Raw genomic sequence first — 16,650 nt, 5'->3', positions numbered from 1 at the left:
CAGCCCCGCCCAACAGATGGAGACACCATGAGCATGGCCACGAGGCCGGACACGCAGTCGCCTGCGCCGCACGCCGCCGACAGCCATGACCTGATCCGCGTACACGGCGCCCGCGTGAACAACCTCAAGGACGTCAGCATCGAGATCCCCAAACGCCGACTGACGGTGTTCACCGGCGTCTCCGGCTCGGGCAAGAGCTCCCTGGTGTTCGGCACCATCGCCGCCGAGTCACAACGGATGATCAACGAAACCTACAGCGCCTTCCTGCAGGGCTTCATGCCGACGCTGGCCCGACCCGAGGTCGACGTACTCGACGGGCTGACCACCGCGATCATCGTCGACCAGCAGCGAATGGGCACCGACCCGCGCTCCACCGTCGGCACCGCCACCGACGCCAACGCGATGCTCCGCATCCTGTTCAGCCGACTCGGCCAACCCCACATCGGCTCACCCCAAGCGTTCTCCTTCAACGTCGCCTCGATCAGCGGAGCGGGCGCGGTCACCCTCGAACGCGGCGGCCAGACCGTCAAAGAACGACGCAGCTTCACCATCACCGGCGGCATGTGCCCGCGCTGCGAAGGCAGAGGCTCGGTCAACGACATCGACCTGTCCGCCCTCTACGACGACACCAAGTCACTCAACGAGGGCGCACTCACCATCCCCGGCTACAGCATGGACGGCTGGTACGGCCGCATCTTCGGCGGCTGCGGCTACTTCGACCCGGACAAACCAATCAAGAAATTCACCAAGCGCGAACTCCACGACCTGCTCCACAAGGAACCAACCAAGATCAAAGTTGACGGCATCAACCTGACCTACGAAGGCCTGATCCCGAAAATCCAGAAGTCGATGCTGTCCAAGGACATCGACTCCCTCCAGGCACACATCCGCGCCTTCGTGGAACGCGCCGTCACCTTCACCACCTGCCCCGAATGCCACGGCACCCGCCTCAGCGAAGCCGCCCGCTCATCGAAGATCAACGGAATCAACATCGCCGACGCCTGCGCCATGCAGATCAGCGACCTCGCCACCTGGGTACACGAACTCGACGAACCATCGGTGGCGCCACTGCTCACCACACTGCGACACACCCTCGACTCGTTCGTACAGATCGGCCTGGGCTACCTGTCACTCGACCGGCCCGCCGGCACACTCTCCGGCGGCGAGGCACAACGCACCAAGATGATCCGCCACCTCGGCTCCTCACTCACCGACGTCACCTACGTCTTCGACGAACCCACCATCGGCCTGCACCCCCACGACATCCAGCGCATGAACAACCTGCTGCTGCAACTGCGCGACAAGGGCAACACCGTACTCGTCGTGGAACACAAGCCGGAGGCGATCGCGATCGCCGACCACGTCGTCGACCTCGGCCCCGGCGCCGGCACGGCCGGCGGCACCATCTGCTTCGAGGGAACCATCGAGGGACTACGCGCCAGCGGCACCCTCACCGGCCGACACCTCGATGACCGAGCCACCCTCAAGGAAACCGTACGCAAACCCACCGGCACCCTGGAGATCCGAGGCGCCACCGCCCACAACCTCCAAGACGTCGACGTCGACATCCCACTCGGAGTGCTCTGCGTCGTCACCGGCGTAGCGGGCTCCGGCAAAAGCTCACTCGTCCACGGTTCGATCCCCGCCAGCGAGGACGTGGTGTCGATCGGCCAAGGCGCGATCCGCGGCTCACGACGCAGCAACCCGGCGACGTACACCGGGCTGCTCGACCCCATCCGCAAGGCATTCGCCAAGGCCAACGGCGTCAAACCGGCCCTGTTCAGCGCCAACTCCGAGGGCGCCTGCCCCAACTGCAACGGCGCCGGGGTCATCTACACCGACCTGGGAATGATGGCCGGCGTCGCCACCACCTGCGAGGAGTGCGAGGGCAAACGCTTCCAGGCATCGGTGCTCGAATACCACCTCGGCGGCCGGGACATCAGCGAGGTACTCGCGATGTCGGTCACCGAGGCCGAGAAGTTCTTCGGCACCGGCGACGCGCGTACGCCGGCCGCCCACGCCATCCTCGACCGGCTCGCCGACGTCGGGCTCGGTTACCTCAGCCTCGGCCAACCGCTCACCACGCTGTCCGGTGGCGAGCGGCAGCGGCTCAAGCTGGCCACCCACATGTCCGACAAGGGCGGCGTCTACGTCCTCGACGAGCCGACCACAGGCCTGCACCTCGCCGACGTCGAGCAACTGCTCGGCCTGCTCGACCGGCTCGTCGACTCCGGCAAGTCGATCATCGTCGTGGAGCACCACCAGGCCGTCATGGCGCACGCGGACTGGATCATCGACCTGGGCCCCGGCGCAGGTCACGACGGCGGCCGGATCGTCTTCGAGGGCACACCCGCCGACCTCGTCGCCGCCCGCTCCACCCTCACCGGCGAACACCTCGCCGCCTACGTGGGCGCCTGAACGGGAGCCTTCAGCCCGATCATGGCGGGGGAGTACCCCGTCCACTCCCGACGACGATGGCCGTGGGCTCCAGTCCGTCCCGGGTGCTCGCGGCCGGGCCGATCGGGAACCGCCGGGCGTGGTGTGCCCGCCGGATCGAACGTGGTCGGGCCAGCCCGGCAACGTCGGCGCGACGGCGATGATCTGGCGGTCTGACACGTCGGTGATGCGAGATCGGGCGTTGTCGGCGAGAGCCGCAACCCTGACGCGTCCGGGGGTCCAACACCGTCCCACCAGCCCAGGGCTGGAAGTTCGATAATGTACATTATGTCAAGTAACGTGGGTTGAGGTCCCGGCCGGCCCACCCGGAAGGGGTAGGACGGCCCTGGGAACAGTCCACTACCCGCCACGACCGCCCCGCTCGGACCGGGCCAAGATCCGCCAGCCTCGCCGTCCACCTTGGCGCGGACCGGATCGGGCTGGTTGGACGGTTCGGGCTTCATGCCGCACGGCACGCGCGCACTGCGACGGTCGCTCGCGCCGACTCCCGGCTTGGTCGGACTTCCGCACGCACCGCGGGGCTTCCCCGCCCCCACGGGTCGACCGGTTTCCACCCCCTACAGATTCAAGATCGGCCACCGGTACCCCGTTCCGCTGTACCGGTAAAACATGCATAATATTCCTTATGCAGGACAAAAATGACTTACCGCTACTTGAGTTGGTGGAGGAGTTCCTGACCGCGCGGGGCACCCGCAAGCCATCCCCCCACACCCTGCAGGCGTACCGCCGGGACCTGCTCGCCATCGGGCGTCTGGTCGCCGAGGACAACACCCCTCCCCTCCCCCTGGCCGAGCTACCACTGTCCGCGCTCACCGCCCGTACGCTCAGGGCGGCATTCGCCCGCTTCGCCGCGCCCAGGGCGGTGGCGTCCATCTATCGCGCCTGGTCGACCTGGAACAGTTTTTTCACCTTCCTGGTCACCGACCAGGTGGTGGCCGGTAATCCGATGTCCGCGGTGGACAAACCGGCGGCGCCTCTCCCCCTGCCCAAGCCGCTGCGGGGTGAGGACACTCCGGAGCAACTCCTGCAGGCAGTTGCCCGCGAGGACCACCGGCAGCGTCACCCGTGGCCCGAGCGGGACCTGGCGGTCATCGCGCTGGCACTCTGTGCGGGGCTGCGTCTGTCGGAACTGCTGGCCATGCAGGTGGGTTCGTTGGCCGGTCGGGCCGGTGAGCGGCGGGTCGAGGTGAGCGGCAAGGGCGGCCGGCCGCGGGTGATTCCGATCGAGCCGGAACTCGATGCGGTGGTGTCGAGTTATCTCGACAGCCGTCGGCGTCGGTTCGGGGCGCGTACGGTGCGTCGGGAGTCGGTGCTGCTGGTGGATCGGCACGGTGAGCCGCTGCGTCGGGGTGGGCTGCAGTATCTGGTCGAGTCGTGTTACCGCCGTGCGGGTATCACCGATCGGGTGCCCCGTGGCGCGCAGTTGCACGCGTTGCGGCACACGTTCGCGACCCGGTTGGCCGAGGACGGTGCGACCGCTTCGGAGATCATGTGGTTGTTGGGTCATGCGAGTTTGACGACGAGTCAGAACTACATCGACGTGACGGCGGGTCAGCAGCGGGCGGCGGTGCGGGCGAACCGTACGAACCGGGCGTTGACCGGGTTGGCCGGCGAGCTCCCGTAGCCCGGTTCGCCGGTGCGAGTCATTTGGCGAGGTCGGTGACGGCGAAGGTGAGGGCGCGGCGGTCGGCGGTGAGTACGGCGACGAGGTTCTTGTCGATGGTGACGTGTTCGGGTGGTTCGGCGCCGACGTCGGCGCTGCCGGTGGTGCGGCCGGTGGTGATCTCCTGGACGGCGATCTGCCATTGTTTCGTGACGCCGTTGTATTCCTGGAGCACCAGGTTGGTCCCGTCGGTGGCGGTGACGTTGGTGAACTGGGGAATTTGGCGCAGTTGTCTGCCGTCTTCGTGGCCGATGATCCGGGCTTCGGAGATGCGGTCGAAGGTGCTGTCGCCGCTGACGATGACGGTGGTGCCGGCGTACCAGTTTTCGTCGTCGGCTGATTCGGTGGGTGTGTTCCAGGTTTGTCGGCCGGTACGGGTGTCGATGGCGATGGTGCGGTTGTTGCGGGCTTCGTCGATGGCGGCGCAGATGAGGTGCGGGCCGCAGGGTTTGACGTTTTCGATGTCGACGCCGGCGGGGAGTTCCTGTTTCCACTTCTGTTTGAGGTCGGTGGCGTTGTAGGCGGCGAGTACGTCGCGGGCGGGTGATGCGGTGTTGTTGAGTTTGCCGATGACGAGGTTGTCGTAGGCGACCCAGCGTTCCTCGTCGAGGGGTAGGTTTCCGCTGCTCTTGACCTTGCCGGTGGCGGCGTCGAGGGTGTAGCCCTTGCCGGTGCTGGTGTTGAGTTCGACGATGGTCGGGCTGGTGGTGGTGGTGTCGCGCAGTGCGCCTGCGGTGGCGGGCAGGGTGCCGGCGGTGGGGTCGGGTGTGGTGGGCCATTGGCGCATGGGTTCGATGCGGTGGCGTTCGAGGATGAGTAGGCCGGTGTTGCCGGCGCGGTTCCAGCCTTGTTTGCCGGTGCGCAGGTCGATGCTGAGTACGGCGTTGCCGTCGATGGAGCCGCGGGCTTCGACGATGGCGTTGGTGCCGTAGTAGGCGACGTCGTGGCGGTCGGTCCAGGTGTTGCGCCAGAGGAGTTTGCCGTTGGTGGCGTTGAGGACGGCGCGTACGGGTTTGCCGGCGTCGGTGGCGGAGTCTTTTCCGTCGATGATGATGAGGTCGTCGGCGGGTGTGGGTGCGTCGATGGTGGTGAGGGTGAGTTCGGCGGGTTCGATCGGGACCTTGACGGTCCAGTGTGCTGCTCCTCCGGTGCCGGGGAGGGCGGTGATTTCGGTGTTGCCGCTGCTGGTGGTGGCGGAGATGACGTTTTGGCCGGCGATGGTGACGGCGGCGGCGCCGCTGGTGGTGGCGGGGCGCGTTTGGCCGGGTTTCAGGGTGCCGTCGGTGGGTTGGTTGTTGTCCGTCAGGCCGGGGATGCGGTTGGCCTGGTTCAGTGCGCTGTTGAGGCGGTCGGTGAGCCAGGTGCTGCTGGTGATGCTGGTGCCGATGACGGCGGCGACGGCGGTGAGTGTGGTGGCGGTGATGAGGGCGCGGCGGGTGCGGTGGCGTACGGGTGTGGGTGTCGGGGGTTGGGCGTGTGGTGGTGTGGGTGGCGTCGCCGCTGGTGGGCGTGGTGGCGCGGGCGGTGGTGGCGGGGGTGGTGCGGGGTGTGGTGGTGCGGGGTGGCGTAGCGCGCCGTAGGCGACGGGTAGTTCGGGTTGTTCGGGTACGGCGGGGGCGATGCCGAGGCGGGCGTGTAGGCGGCTGGCGACCAGGGGCATGCGGCTGGAGCCGCCGACGAGTAGGAGTGCGGCGAGGGTGGTGGGTTCGGTGCCGGCGCGTTGTAGGACGCGGCGGGTTTCGTCGACGGCTCGGGCGATGAGTGGGGCGGCGATGCGGTCGAGTTCTTCGCGGGTGAGGTGTAGGGGTTCGGTGCGGCCGGGCACGGTGACGGGTGCGGTGGCGGTGCGGGAGAGCATTTCTTTGGCGGCGCGTACTTCGGTCCAGAGGGTTTGGCGGTCGCGGCGGTCGACGGGGGTGGTGGGGTGGTGGAGTCGTTGCCACAGGTCGGGGTCGCGTAGGGCGATGAGTTGGCCGAGGTGGGCGACGAGTGCGTCGTCGATGTCGACGCCGCCGAGGTCGTCGAGTCCGCCGGTGGCGAGTACGCGTGGGCCGGTGGGTTCGCGGCGGATGACGGTGACGTCGAGGGTGCCGCCGCCGAAGTCGAAGATGGCGAGGGTGGCGCCGGGTGGGAGTTGGGGGCCGAGGAGGTCGAGGCAGTAGTGGGCGGCGGCGACGGGTTCGTCGATGAGGGTGACGTCGCCGAGGCCGGCTTGGTGGGCGGCGGTGCGTAGGAGGTTGCGGCGGGGTTGGGCCCAGTCGGCGGGGCAGGTGAGGACGGTGGCGGTGGTGGGGTCGATGCCGGTGAGGCGGGCTTCGTCGGCTACGCGGCGGAGGCTGGCGGCGAGGAGTTGTGCGATGGGGATGTCGTTGTCGCCGAGCAGGATGGTGCCGTCGTCGATGCGGCGTTTGGGGTGTGGTTCGAAGCGGTCGGGTTGGTTGCTGGCGAGGCGGTGTGCGTCGCGGCCGGTGTGGGTGGTGCCGGTGGGGTCGAGGTAGACGCCGCTGGGCAGGAGTGGGGTGCCGTCGAACAGGAGTGGGCGGGGTGGTTGGCCGGGGCGGTGGATGACCGCGACGGTGTGGGTGGTGCCGAGGTCGACGGCGAGCCGGGCCGTTGTGTTCACCGTGTGTCCGCCTTCTGGCGGTCGCGGGGGTTGCCGCCGGGGGGCGATGTTACTGCCCGGGTACGACGTGTTGTCGGGGGTGGGTGGTTCGGTCTCGGCTGCCGGTTTCGGGTTGGTGGTGGTGGGTGGGTCAGCCGAGGTCTACGACGAGGGGGCGGTGGTCGGAGATGGTGGCTGCGGGGGTGGTTACTGCGGTGACGGCGGGTAGGCGTTGGCGGCCTCGGGGGTCGGCGAGGATGTGGTCGAGTTGGACTCGGGGTGCGGTGGAGGGGTAGGTGGGTTCGCAGCCGAGGGTGTGCCAGCGGGAGGTGAGGGTGGCGAGTCGGGCGGGGAGGTTGAGGTCGCCGAGGAGGAGTCGGGGGGCGGGGAGGGTGCGTAGGGCGCGGACGACTTGGCGGAGTTGGCGGAGGTTCCAGCCGGGGACGAAGGAGAGGTGGGTGGCGGCTGCGGTGATGGGGCCGTAGGGGGTGTCGAGTACGGCGGCGAGTAGTACGCGGGGTTCGTCGTTGAGGAGGGTGAGTCCGCCGCCGGGGCCGGGGATGTAGAGGGGGGCTCGGATGGGTGCGGGGGTGAGTCGGGTGACTTGCCAGGAGTGGGCTGGGTAGCGGCTGATGAGGCCGACTCCGTAGAGGGGTTCGCCGTGGCCGTCGTCGTCGTGGTTGAGGGGGCGGAATCCTTCGCCGGGGGTGCCGACGACGGCGGCGGCGAAGCGGTGGGTGGGTGCGTCGAGGGCTTGGGCGGCGATGGCGGTGAGGTCGAGGTTGCCGCTGCGGCTTTGGTCGCGGTCGACTTCTTGGAGGGCGAGGATGTCGGCGTCGAGGGCGGTGACGGTGTCGTGCAGTCGGGTCTGGTCCACCATGCCGTCGTGCAGGGATCGGCCGTGGAGGAGGTTGAAGGTGACCAGTCGCACCTCTGCACCTTACGGGGTGGTGTGGGAGAGTTTCTGGGTGATCTTCAAGGTGCTGCTTTGTTCGGTGTTGGTCTTTGTGTTGTTGGGGGCGTTGGGGATCGGGTTGCGTCGGCGGCGGGGGCGTTGATGTTGCCCGGGTGAGGCTGCCCACAGGGTTTGTCGGGTTCGGTGGTCGCGGCGGAATAATGCCGCGTCGTGGATCATGGCGCGTTGGTGGGTTTGTTGGTGGCTGCGGCGGCGGCGGGGTGGGTTGATGCCGTGGTCGGTGGTGGTGGGTTGCTGTTGTTGCCGGCGTTGTTGATCGCCGCGCCGGGGTTGGCGTTGCCGGTGGCGTTGGGGACGAACAAGTTCGCGGCGATCGCGGGTACGGCTACGGCGGCGGTGACGTATGCCCGGCGTACGAAGATCGATTGGTGGTTGGCGGGGCCGGCGGGGGTGTTGGCGGTGGTGACCGCCGGGGTGGGTGCGTTGTTGGCGGGTGTGGTGCCGGCTGGGGCGTACCGGCCGGTGGTGTTGGCGGTGTTGGTTGGGGTGGCGTTGTTCGTGACGTTGCGGCCTCGGCTGGGTGTGGTCGCGGAGCCGGGGAAACGTACGCGGGGTCGGGTTGTCGTGGCGGTCGCGGTGGCTGGTGGGCTGATCGCGTTGTACGACGGTTTGATTGGTCCGGGTACGGGCACGTTTCTGGTGTTGACGTTCACGGCGGTGGTGGGCGCCGATTTCGTGCACGGGTCGGCGATGGCGAAGTTGGTCAACGCGGGGACGAATTTGGGCGCGTTGCTGGTTTTCGGTTCCGCCGGTCAGGTGTGGTGGTCGTTGGGTGCGGCGATGGCGGTGTGCAACGTGGTGGGTGCGGCGTTGGGTGCGCGGATGGCGTTGCGGCGGGGTTCGGGTTTCGTCCGGCTGGTGTTGCTGGTGGTGGTGCTGGCTTTGGTGGCGAAGCTCGGTTTTGACCAGTGGGTCGCCTGAGTTTTCCCGGGTGGGGTTGGTCAGGTGGTGCGGCCGGGTGCGGCGAAGCGGCCGTCGCGGATTTCGCGCAGCGCCCGGCGGCGGGTGTCGCCGCGCAGGGTGTCGACGTAGAGGCGGCCGTTGAGGTGGTCGGTTTCGTGTTGGAGGGCGCGGGCGAGGAAGCCGCTGCCGGTGATGGTGCTGGGTTCGCCGTGTTGGTCGACGCCGTGGGCGGTGGCGTGCATGGCGCGTGGGGTCGGGAAGTACAGCTCGGGGATGGACAGGCAGCCTTCGTCGTCGTCCTGGAGTTCGGTGGAGAGTTCGAGGGTGGGGTTGATCAGGTGGCCGCGGTGTCCGTCGGCGTCGTAGACGAAGACGCGGGCGCTGACGCCGATCTGTGGTGCGGCGACGCCGGCTCGGCCGGGGGCGCCGAGGAGGGTGTCCATCAGGTCGGTGACCAGGGCGCGTAGTTCGGCGTCGAAGGTGGTGACCGGTTCGCAGGGGGTGCGGAGTACGGCGTCGCCGATGATCCTGATGGGCCGCATCGTCATGGGGTGAGGTTATCGCCGCGTGGTCGGGGGCGGTGAGCGGGCTGCCTACCGGTGGTGGGTCGACGATTCCTTCAGAGTGGTGACCGTCGATTTAATATTCTATAAGCCAGGTGGGTTTTGCGGGTCATGTCATCGCAGGCCAGCTCGTGTTTGTCGCCCGGTGGTATCACTGATTCTCAACATATGGTCGATGCGTTGACCTTATGTGGTGCGGGTTGGAGCATGGTCTGCATGCGACAGCGACACGTACTCCTGCTCGTCGCTCGCGTGCACGTCGACCTGGTCCGGCACGCCAGCGCCCTCTGTCCGCGCTGACCCTCGCGCGTGGCGCGGCCCGACGACGGGCCCTGCCCGCCCCTCCCCCATCACCCGGTTCGGGTATCGGGCTCACCCTGACCCGCCCACGAACAGCCGGGCCACTCTCATCGCGCCATGCGCCCGACGCCGACGTCGGGGTCGTGGCCCCGCGGCGCGCCAGGGTACGGCTGCCGTCCGCGCGATCCATCCGTGCCCGCCGTTGCGGGACGACCCCGCGTGCTCCACCCCCTTGAGGAGGAGAAGATGACGATCACCGAGCTCGACCCGGTCGGCACCGGTCAGTTCCGGGCGTTGCTGCGCCGGCAGGCCGCGACGGTCACCGTGGTGACCGCGCCAGCGGACCCGGACAGCGGCCTGCCCGCCGCCGGGTTCACCGCCACCTCGTTCACGTCCGTGTCCCTGGAACCGCCGCTGGTGTCGTTCTGCCTCGACCGGGGCTCGTCGTCCTGGCCGACGGTGGCCCGGGCGGGGTACGTCGCCGTGCACCTGCTCGCGGAGACGCAGCAGGACGTGGCGCGGACCTTCGCCGTCAGCGGCATCGACCGGTTCGCCGCCCACACCGGTTGGCAGCCGGGTCCGTACGGCGTACCGCTGCTGCACGGGGTGCTCACCTGGCTGCTCTGCCGGGTCGTCGACCGGCTCACCGCCGGTGACCACAGCATCGTGCTCGCCCAGCCACTCACCGGCAGCCACGGCGACGACGGGGCGCCGCTGCTGTACCACCAGGGCGCGTACGCCGGTCTGCGGACACAGCCTGCTGGGGCGATCCGATGACCCGGACCCCGTTGCACGCGTACGGCACCCCGTTGCACGCGTACGGCACCCCGTTGCGGCGGCGTACGGTGCTGTCCTCGATCGTCGGCGCGGCAGCCCTGGGACTGACCGGGTGCGCTGCCGACGCACCGGCGCGGGGCGCGCTCGGGCTCGGTGACCCGCTGCCGAGTGCGGTGCCGCCCGACACCGCGCTGACGATCTCCATCCACACCTCGCACCTGCAACTGCAGGCCGCCGGGCTCCTCGACGACCTGCCGTTCGTGGTCCGGGACTGGCCGAACATCAGCGCCGGGCCGGACGTCATCCAGGGTTTCCGGGCCAACTCCATCGACCTGGCCTCGAACGCCGGCATCCCACCGATCCAGGCCCGGGCGATCGGTTTCGACGCGCGGATCGTCGCGGTGCAGGCCCGGACGAAACCGAACTACCAGCTCGCCACCGCACCGGGTTCGTCGATCGGTGGGCTGTCCGACCTGCGCGGCAAGAAGATCGGGTTCTCCCAGGGGCAGGCGCAGGGTGTGGTGGTGCTGCGTACGCTCAAGCAGCTCGGCCTGGGTACCGGTGACGTCACCCTGGTGCCGCTCAACAGCCCGCAGTTCCTCACTGCGCTGCAGGCCCGGCAGGTCGACGCGGCACCGCTGGGTGAGCCGACCCTGACGAAGTACCTGCGCCAGTACGGCAGCGACGGTGCCCGGGCAGTCGAGATCACCGCGCTGGACTACCTGACGGTCCTCTGGGCCCCGACGTCGGTGCTGACCGACCCGGCCAGGGCGGCGGCGGTCGCCGCGTTCATTCCCCTGTGGGCCAGGGCGAAGACGTGGGCGTACGAGAACCCCGACGCCTGGATCGACCATTACTACGTCAAGGACCAGGGCGTCACCGCCGAGGACGGCAGGCGGATCGTGGCCGTCGACGACCGGCCCGTCTTCCCTGCCAACTGGGACAAGGCCATCGGGTGGGAGCAGGAGACGATCGACCTGATGGCGCAGGGCGGTTTCGTGCCGACCGCGACCGCCGGGGAGCTGTTCGACCGCCGGTTCGAACCGATCGCGGCGCGGGCCGTGGCCGCCGCCTACCGGGAGTGAGAGCATGGCCGACACGTACCCGGCGACGGTGACCCGTACCGTTGCCGCGCCGCACTCCCCCACGACCGCGACCGTCGCGGCGCCGCCGGTGCGCCGTCGGCGTCTCGGTCCGGGCCGACCGATCCCGTACGGGCGGGCGATCGGCCCGGTCCTGCTGCTCGCGGTCTGGGTGGTCGCCTCCGCGACCGCGGTCCTCGACCCGCGGATCCTGTCCGCGCCGTGGACGGTGGTGGCCACCGCCGCGGACCTGATCGAGAGCGGCAAACTGCAGGACAGTGTGGCGACGTCGTTGCAGCGCGCTGCCCTCGGGTTCCTGTTCGGCGGGGTCGCCGGGGTGACGCTGGCGGTCGCCGCCGGACTGAGCCGCGTCGGTGAGGCGGTCATCGACGGGCCGGTCCAGATCAAACGGGCGATTCCGTCGCTGGGTCTGATTCCGCTGCTGATCCTCTGGCTCGGCATCGGCGAGACGTTCAAGGTCGTGGTGATCGCCCTCGGGGTCGCGGTCACCATGTACGTCCAGACCCACGCCGCGCTCACCGGCATCGACAGCCGCTTCGTGGAACTGGCGCAGGTGCAGGGCTACAGCCGGTGGCAGTTCCTGCGGCACGTCGTCGTCCCCGGTGCCCTGCCCGGGTTCTTCATCGGCCTGCGGCTGGGTGTCACCGGGTCGTGGCTGTCGCTGATCGTCCTGGAGCAGATCAACGCCACCAGCGGCATCGGCTACCTGATGTACCAGGCCCAGAACTACGCCCAGACGGAGATCATCGTGGTCGGGTTGGCGGTGTACGGGCTGTTCGGGTTCTTCTCCGACGCCGCCCTGCGGCTCGTCGAACGGAGGGTGCTGTCATGGCGCCGTACGCTGACGAGCTGACCACCGACCCCGCCGTACGGGTCACCGGGCTGGTCCGCCGGTTCGGGACCCGGACCGTACTGGATCACCTCGACCTGGACATCGCCCCCGGCCAGTTCGTGGCCCTGCTCGGGCGCAGCGGCTCCGGGAAGAGCACCCTGCTGCGGGCCCTGGCCGGGCTCGACCACGACGTCGCCGGTGGCGGCGAGCTGCGGATCCCCCGGCAGGTGTCGGTGGTGTTCCAGGACTCCCGACTGCTGCCGTGGCGTCGGGTGATCGACAACGTGGTCCTCGGGTTACGTGGCCCGGACCGGTTCGCCCGGGCCCGTGCCGCGTTGGCCGAGGTCGGGCTCGCCGGCCGGGAGCGGGCCTGGCCCAACCAGCTCTCCGGTGGTGAGCAGCAGCGGGTCGCGTTGGCCCGGTCGCTGGTCACCGAACCGCAGCTGCTGCTGGCCGACGAACCGTTCGGCGCTCTCGACGCACTGACCCGGATCCGGATGCACGGCCTGCTGCGGGACCTGTGCGCCCGGCACCGGCCGGCGGTGCTGCTGGTCACCCACGACGTCGACGAGGCGGTCCTGCTCGCCGACCGGGTGGTGGTGATCGACGACGGGGTGTTCACCGTCGACCTCGACCTGGACCTGCCGACCCCGCGTACGTCTCGCGATCCGCGGTTCCAGGAGTACCGGGAACTGCTGCTCGCCGCCCTCGGCGTCCCCGACGCCGCCATCTGATCCCTGATCCCCGTGAAGGAGCCGTCGCCATGACCGGTCGACCCGGGAAGCTGCACCTGAACGCGTTCCTGATGAGCGTCGGGCACCACGAGGCCGCCTGGCGGCTGCCGGAGAGCGACCCGTTCGCCCACACCGACGTCGCCCACTACCAACACCTGGCCCGGACCGCCGAACGTGGCAAACTCGACTCGTTGTTCCTCGCCGACTCCCCGGTGCTGTGGAACAGCATCGGCCGCCGCCCGGCGGGAGCGCTGGAACCGACGGTGCTGCTCACCGCCCTGGCCGGGGTCACCACCCACATCGGGCTGATCGCGACCGCGTCGACGACGTACAACGAGCCGTACAACCTGGCCCGCCGGTTCGCCTCGGTCGACCACATCAGCGGCGGCCGAGCCGGCTGGAACATCGTGACGACCGCCGGCGCCGACGCCGCCCGCAACTTCAACCTCGACGACCTGCCGGCGCACGCCGACCGGTACGCCAGGGCCGCCGAGTTCATCGACGTGGCCCGCAAACTCTGGGACAGTTGGCAGGACGACGCCCCGCTCGGCGACAAGGCCACCGGGATCTGGGGTGACGACACCCGGGTGCACCCGCCGGGGCACCGCGGCCGGTACTTCCGGGTCGCCGGGGCGCTGAACCTGCCCCGGTCACCGCAGGGGCACCCGCTGCTGGTCCAGGCCGGCTCGTCCGACGACGGCAAGGCGCTCGCCGCCCGGTACGCCGAGGCGGTCTTCACCGCGCAGCAGACCCTCGCCGACGCGCAGGCGTTCTACACCGACCTGAAGGCCCGGGCGGGGGCGTTGGGGCGGGACCCGGACACGGTGAAGATCCTGCCCGGGATCGTGCCGGTGATCGGCTCCACCGAAGCCGAGGCGCGGCGCCTCGACGCCGACCTCGACGAACTGATCCGACCCGAGTACGCGCTGCGTCAGCTCGCCGAACGGCTCCGGGTGGCGCCGGAGGACCTGCACCTGGACGCCGAACTTCCCGCCGACCTGCCCGGCGAGGACGAGATCGAGGGCGCGAAGAGCCGGTACACCCTCGTGGTGAACCTCGCCCGCCGGGAACGGTTGACCGTCCGTCAGCTCATCGGGCGCCTCGGCGGCGGTCGCGGGCACCGTACCTTCGCCGGCACCCCGGAGCAGGTCGCCGACGCGATCGAGCACTGGTGGGACAACGGTGCCGCGGACGGGTTCAACATCATGCCGGCGGTGCTGCCGTCGGGGCTGGTCGCGTTCGTCGACCACGTGGTGCCGATCCTGCAACGACGTGGCCTGTTCCGGACCGAGTACACCGGGACGACGCTGCGGGACAACTACGGGCTGCCCCGCCCCGCGGGTGTACGCGCCGACGACCGGGCAGCCGTACCGGCCTGACCCGCACCAGGAAGGGAAGACACCGTGACGCAGTACCGTCTCTTCGGCAACACCGGGGTACGGGTCAGCCCGCTGACCCTCGGCGCGATGAACTTCGGCCAGCGCGGCAACCCCGACCACGACGAGGGTGTACGGATTATCCACCGGGCGTTGGACGAGGGCATCAACGTCGTCGACACCGCCGACGTCTACTCCCAGGGCGAGTCGGAGGAGATTGTCGGCAAGGCCCTTGACGGCGGTCGCCGCGACGACGTGTTCCTGGCGACGAAGTTCCACGGCCAGATCGGTGACAACGTCAACCAGTTCGGCAACTCCCGGCGTTGGATCTTCCAGGAGGTGGAGCGGAGCCTGCGCCGGTTGCGGACCGACTGGATCGACCTGTACCAGGTGCACCGCCCGGAACCGGACACGGACTTCGACGAGACCCTCGGCGCGCTCAGCGACCTGGTCCACCAGGGCAAGATCCGCTACATCGGCACGTCGACGTTCCCGGCGTCGGCGATCGTCGAGGGGCAGTGGATCGCGCAGCGGCGGGGCCGGGAACGGGTGGTCAGCGAACAGCCGCCGTACTCGATCCTGGCCCGGGGTGTGGAACGAGAGGTGCTGCCGGTCGCCCAGCGGTACGGCCTCGCGGTGATCTCGTGGAGTCCGCTGGCCGGCGGTTGGTTGTCCGGGCGTTACCACCGGGGGCTGACCGAGCCGATCTCGTTGCGAGCGGGGCGGCAACCCGGCCGGTTCGACCCGGCCCTGCCGGCGAACGCCGCCAAACTCGTCGCGGTCGAGCAGCTCGCCGACCTCGCCGAACAGGCCGGGCTGTCGCTGATCCACCTGGCGATCGGTTTCGTGCTGCGGCACCCGGCGGTGACCTCGGCGATCATCGGCCCCCGCACCCTGGAACACCTCGACAGCCAGCTCGGCGCGGCGAAGGTGACCCTGAGCGACGACGTGCTGAACCGCATCGACGAGATCGTGCCCCCGGGTACGACCCTGAACCCGGCCGACGCCGGCTACCAGCCGCCGGAGCTGACCGATCCGCGGCGGCGCCGCCGGCCCGTGTCCTGACCGGCACGGCAACAACCACCGGAGGTGCCGACCGGTGGTTGTTGCCCAACACTCGCGGTTACCGCGTTGTCGCATACCGGTAGCGGCGCATATCCTGCCGACCGGCGAGCACCGTCGTGACCCGCCGGCCGGGAGGAAACGATGAGCCACGACCACGCGCACGGCCACGACCACGGGCCGGGGCGGACGCACCGGATCCGGCACCTGCTGACCCCGCACTCGCACGACACCGCCGACAAGGTCGACCGGGCGTTGGCCACCTCCCGAGACGGCATCCGCGCACTGTGGATCTCCCTGGTGATCCTCGGGGTGACCGCCGCCGGGCAGGCCGCGGTGGTGTTCTGGTCCGGGTCGGTGGCGCTGCTTGGCGACACCCTGCACAACGTCGCCGACGCGCTCACCGCCGTACCGCTCGGGGTGGCGTTCCTGCTCGGCCGCCGGGCGGCGAACCGCCGCTACACCTACGGGTACGGGCGGGCCGAGGACCTCGCCGGGATCGCGATCGTCGCGACCATCGCCGCGTCGGCGGTCTTCGCCGGCTACCAGGCCGTGGTACGGCTGCTCGACCCGCGCGACATCGACCACCTGCCGTACGTCGCCGCCGCCGGGCTGATCGGGTTCGCCGGCAACGAACTCGTCGCCCGGTACCGGATCGGGGTCGGGCGGCGGATCGGTTCGGCCGCCCTGGTCGCCGACGGGCTGCACGCCCGTACCGATGGGTTCACCTCGCTCGCGGTGCTGCTCGGTGCCGGCGGCGTCGCGATGGGCTGGTGGTGGGCGGACCCCGCGGTCGGTTTGCTGATCACCGTCGCGATCCTGGTCGTGCTCGTCGACGCCGGTCGGGCGGTGTACCGGCGGCTGATGGACGCCGTCGACCCGACCCTGGTCGACACCGCCGAGGCGGTCCTGCTCGCCACCCCGGGTGTCACCGACGTCGGTACGCTGCGGCTGCGGTGGATCGGTCACCACCTGCACGCCGAGTGCGCGATCACCATCGACGGGAACCTCACCGTCGCGCAGGGGCACGTGATCGCGGTGGCGGCCGAACACCGGCTGATCCACGCCGTGCCCCGACTCAGTGCCGCGCTGGTGCACGCCGACCCCGACCACCGTGGCGTCGGCGACCCGCATGCACCACTGGCCCACCACCGGTAGCACCGATTAGGATCGCTGTCATGACTGCCGGGTCGGCCTTGGGCCACAACCGAGTGGGGCACCCGGCGCAGGCGTGATCGCCGGGCGGCCGAGAGGCCCGCCGCACCCGCGCACCGCGCGACTCTCACGACGTGTACGGCCGCT

General features: G+C 69.7%; 14 protein-coding genes. 11 read left to right on the top strand and 3 right to left on the bottom strand.

Features of this window, described 5'->3' with window-relative positions; all coding sequences use genetic code 11:
* Window positions 1-27 precede the first annotated feature (27 nt).
* Both AB0J90_RS12950 and AB0J90_RS12945 read left to right on the top strand, forming a co-directional pair.
* On the top strand, window positions 28-2,418 hold the full coding sequence (locus AB0J90_RS12950; protein ID WP_363595286.1) for an excinuclease ABC subunit UvrA: 2,391 nt from the start codon (window positions 28-30) through the stop codon (window positions 2,416-2,418).
* A 664-nt stretch (window positions 2,419-3,082) separates the two neighbouring features.
* On the top strand, window positions 3,083-4,081 hold the full coding sequence (locus tag AB0J90_RS12945; protein ID WP_363595284.1) for a tyrosine-type recombinase/integrase: 999 nt from the start codon (window positions 3,083-3,085) through the stop codon (window positions 4,079-4,081).
* A 19-nt stretch (window positions 4,082-4,100) separates the two neighbouring features.
* On the opposite strand, the gene AB0J90_RS12940 is transcribed toward AB0J90_RS12945, so the two are convergent.
* Window positions 4,101-6,743, bottom strand: a complete 2,643-nt coding sequence (locus AB0J90_RS12940) for an Hsp70 family protein (protein WP_363595282.1) — start codon at window positions 6,741-6,743, stop codon at window positions 4,101-4,103.
* 130 nt (window positions 6,744-6,873) lie between these two features.
* Window positions 6,874-7,653 carry an endonuclease/exonuclease/phosphatase family protein gene (locus AB0J90_RS12935; RefSeq protein ID WP_363595280.1) on the bottom strand — a complete coding sequence of 260 codons (780 nt, stop codon included), beginning with the start codon at window positions 7,651-7,653 and terminating at the stop codon, window positions 6,874-6,876.
* Window positions 7,654-7,848: 195 nt separating this feature from the next.
* On the opposite strand from AB0J90_RS12935, the gene AB0J90_RS12930 reads away from it, so the two are divergent.
* On the top strand, window positions 7,849-8,619 hold the full coding sequence (locus tag AB0J90_RS12930; protein WP_363595279.1) for a TSUP family transporter: 771 nt from the start codon (window positions 7,849-7,851) through the stop codon (window positions 8,617-8,619).
* A 20-nt stretch (window positions 8,620-8,639) separates the two neighbouring features.
* Here AB0J90_RS12930 and def read toward each other — a convergent pair whose 3' ends face one another.
* Window positions 8,640-9,149 (bottom strand): peptide deformylase, encoded by a 510-nt coding sequence (def, locus tag AB0J90_RS12925; RefSeq protein WP_363595277.1) that lies wholly within the window; start codon window positions 9,147-9,149, stop codon window positions 8,640-8,642.
* Between the two features lie 126 nt (window positions 9,150-9,275).
* On the opposite strand from def, the gene AB0J90_RS12920 reads away from it, so the two are divergent.
* The 8 genes from AB0J90_RS12920 to AB0J90_RS12885 all read left to right on the top strand — a co-directional run bounded on the left by AB0J90_RS12920 (window position 9,276) and on the right by AB0J90_RS12885 (window position 16,506).
* The gene (locus tag AB0J90_RS12920) at window positions 9,276-9,464 is read left to right on the top strand and encodes a putative leader peptide (protein ID WP_363595275.1); all 189 of its coding nucleotides are present in this window, start codon (window positions 9,276-9,278) and stop codon (window positions 9,462-9,464) included.
* Window positions 9,465-9,710: 246 nt separating this feature from the next.
* Window positions 9,711-10,241 (top strand): flavin reductase family protein, encoded by a 531-nt coding sequence (locus tag AB0J90_RS12915; RefSeq protein ID WP_363595273.1) that lies wholly within the window; start codon window positions 9,711-9,713, stop codon window positions 10,239-10,241.
* Window positions 10,238-11,326, top strand: a complete 1,089-nt coding sequence (locus AB0J90_RS12910) for an ABC transporter substrate-binding protein (RefSeq protein WP_363595271.1) — start codon at window positions 10,238-10,240, stop codon at window positions 11,324-11,326. Before AB0J90_RS12915 ends, AB0J90_RS12910 begins: the two co-directional genes overlap by 4 nt.
* A 4-nt stretch (window positions 11,327-11,330) precedes the next feature.
* Window positions 11,331-12,197 (top strand): ABC transporter permease, encoded by an 867-nt coding sequence (locus AB0J90_RS12905; RefSeq protein ID WP_363595269.1) that lies wholly within the window; start codon window positions 11,331-11,333, stop codon window positions 12,195-12,197.
* Complete coding sequence (locus tag AB0J90_RS12900) at window positions 12,173-12,910, top strand: ABC transporter ATP-binding protein (RefSeq protein ID WP_363595267.1); 738 nt, start codon at window positions 12,173-12,175, stop codon at window positions 12,908-12,910. Before AB0J90_RS12905 ends, AB0J90_RS12900 begins: the two co-directional genes overlap by 25 nt.
* A gap of 29 nt (window positions 12,911-12,939) precedes the next feature.
* On the top strand, window positions 12,940-14,289 hold the full coding sequence (locus AB0J90_RS12895) for an LLM class flavin-dependent oxidoreductase (protein ID WP_363595265.1): 1,350 nt from the start codon (window positions 12,940-12,942) through the stop codon (window positions 14,287-14,289).
* A gap of 24 nt (window positions 14,290-14,313) precedes the next feature.
* Window positions 14,314-15,351, top strand: coding sequence for an aldo/keto reductase (locus AB0J90_RS12890; protein ID WP_363595263.1), 1,038 nt, complete (start codon window positions 14,314-14,316; stop codon window positions 15,349-15,351).
* A gap of 141 nt (window positions 15,352-15,492) precedes the next feature.
* On the top strand, window positions 15,493-16,506 hold the full coding sequence (locus AB0J90_RS12885) for a cation diffusion facilitator family transporter (protein ID WP_363595261.1): 1,014 nt from the start codon (window positions 15,493-15,495) through the stop codon (window positions 16,504-16,506).
* Window positions 16,507-16,650 lie beyond the last annotated feature (144 nt).

The organism is Micromonospora sp. NPDC049523, from assembly GCF_040676775.1.
Lineage (GTDB): Bacteria > Actinomycetota > Actinomycetes > Mycobacteriales > Micromonosporaceae > Micromonospora_G.
The sequence above is the reverse complement of the archived record's forward strand: the minus strand, read 5'-3'. Positions and strand labels throughout refer to the sequence as shown.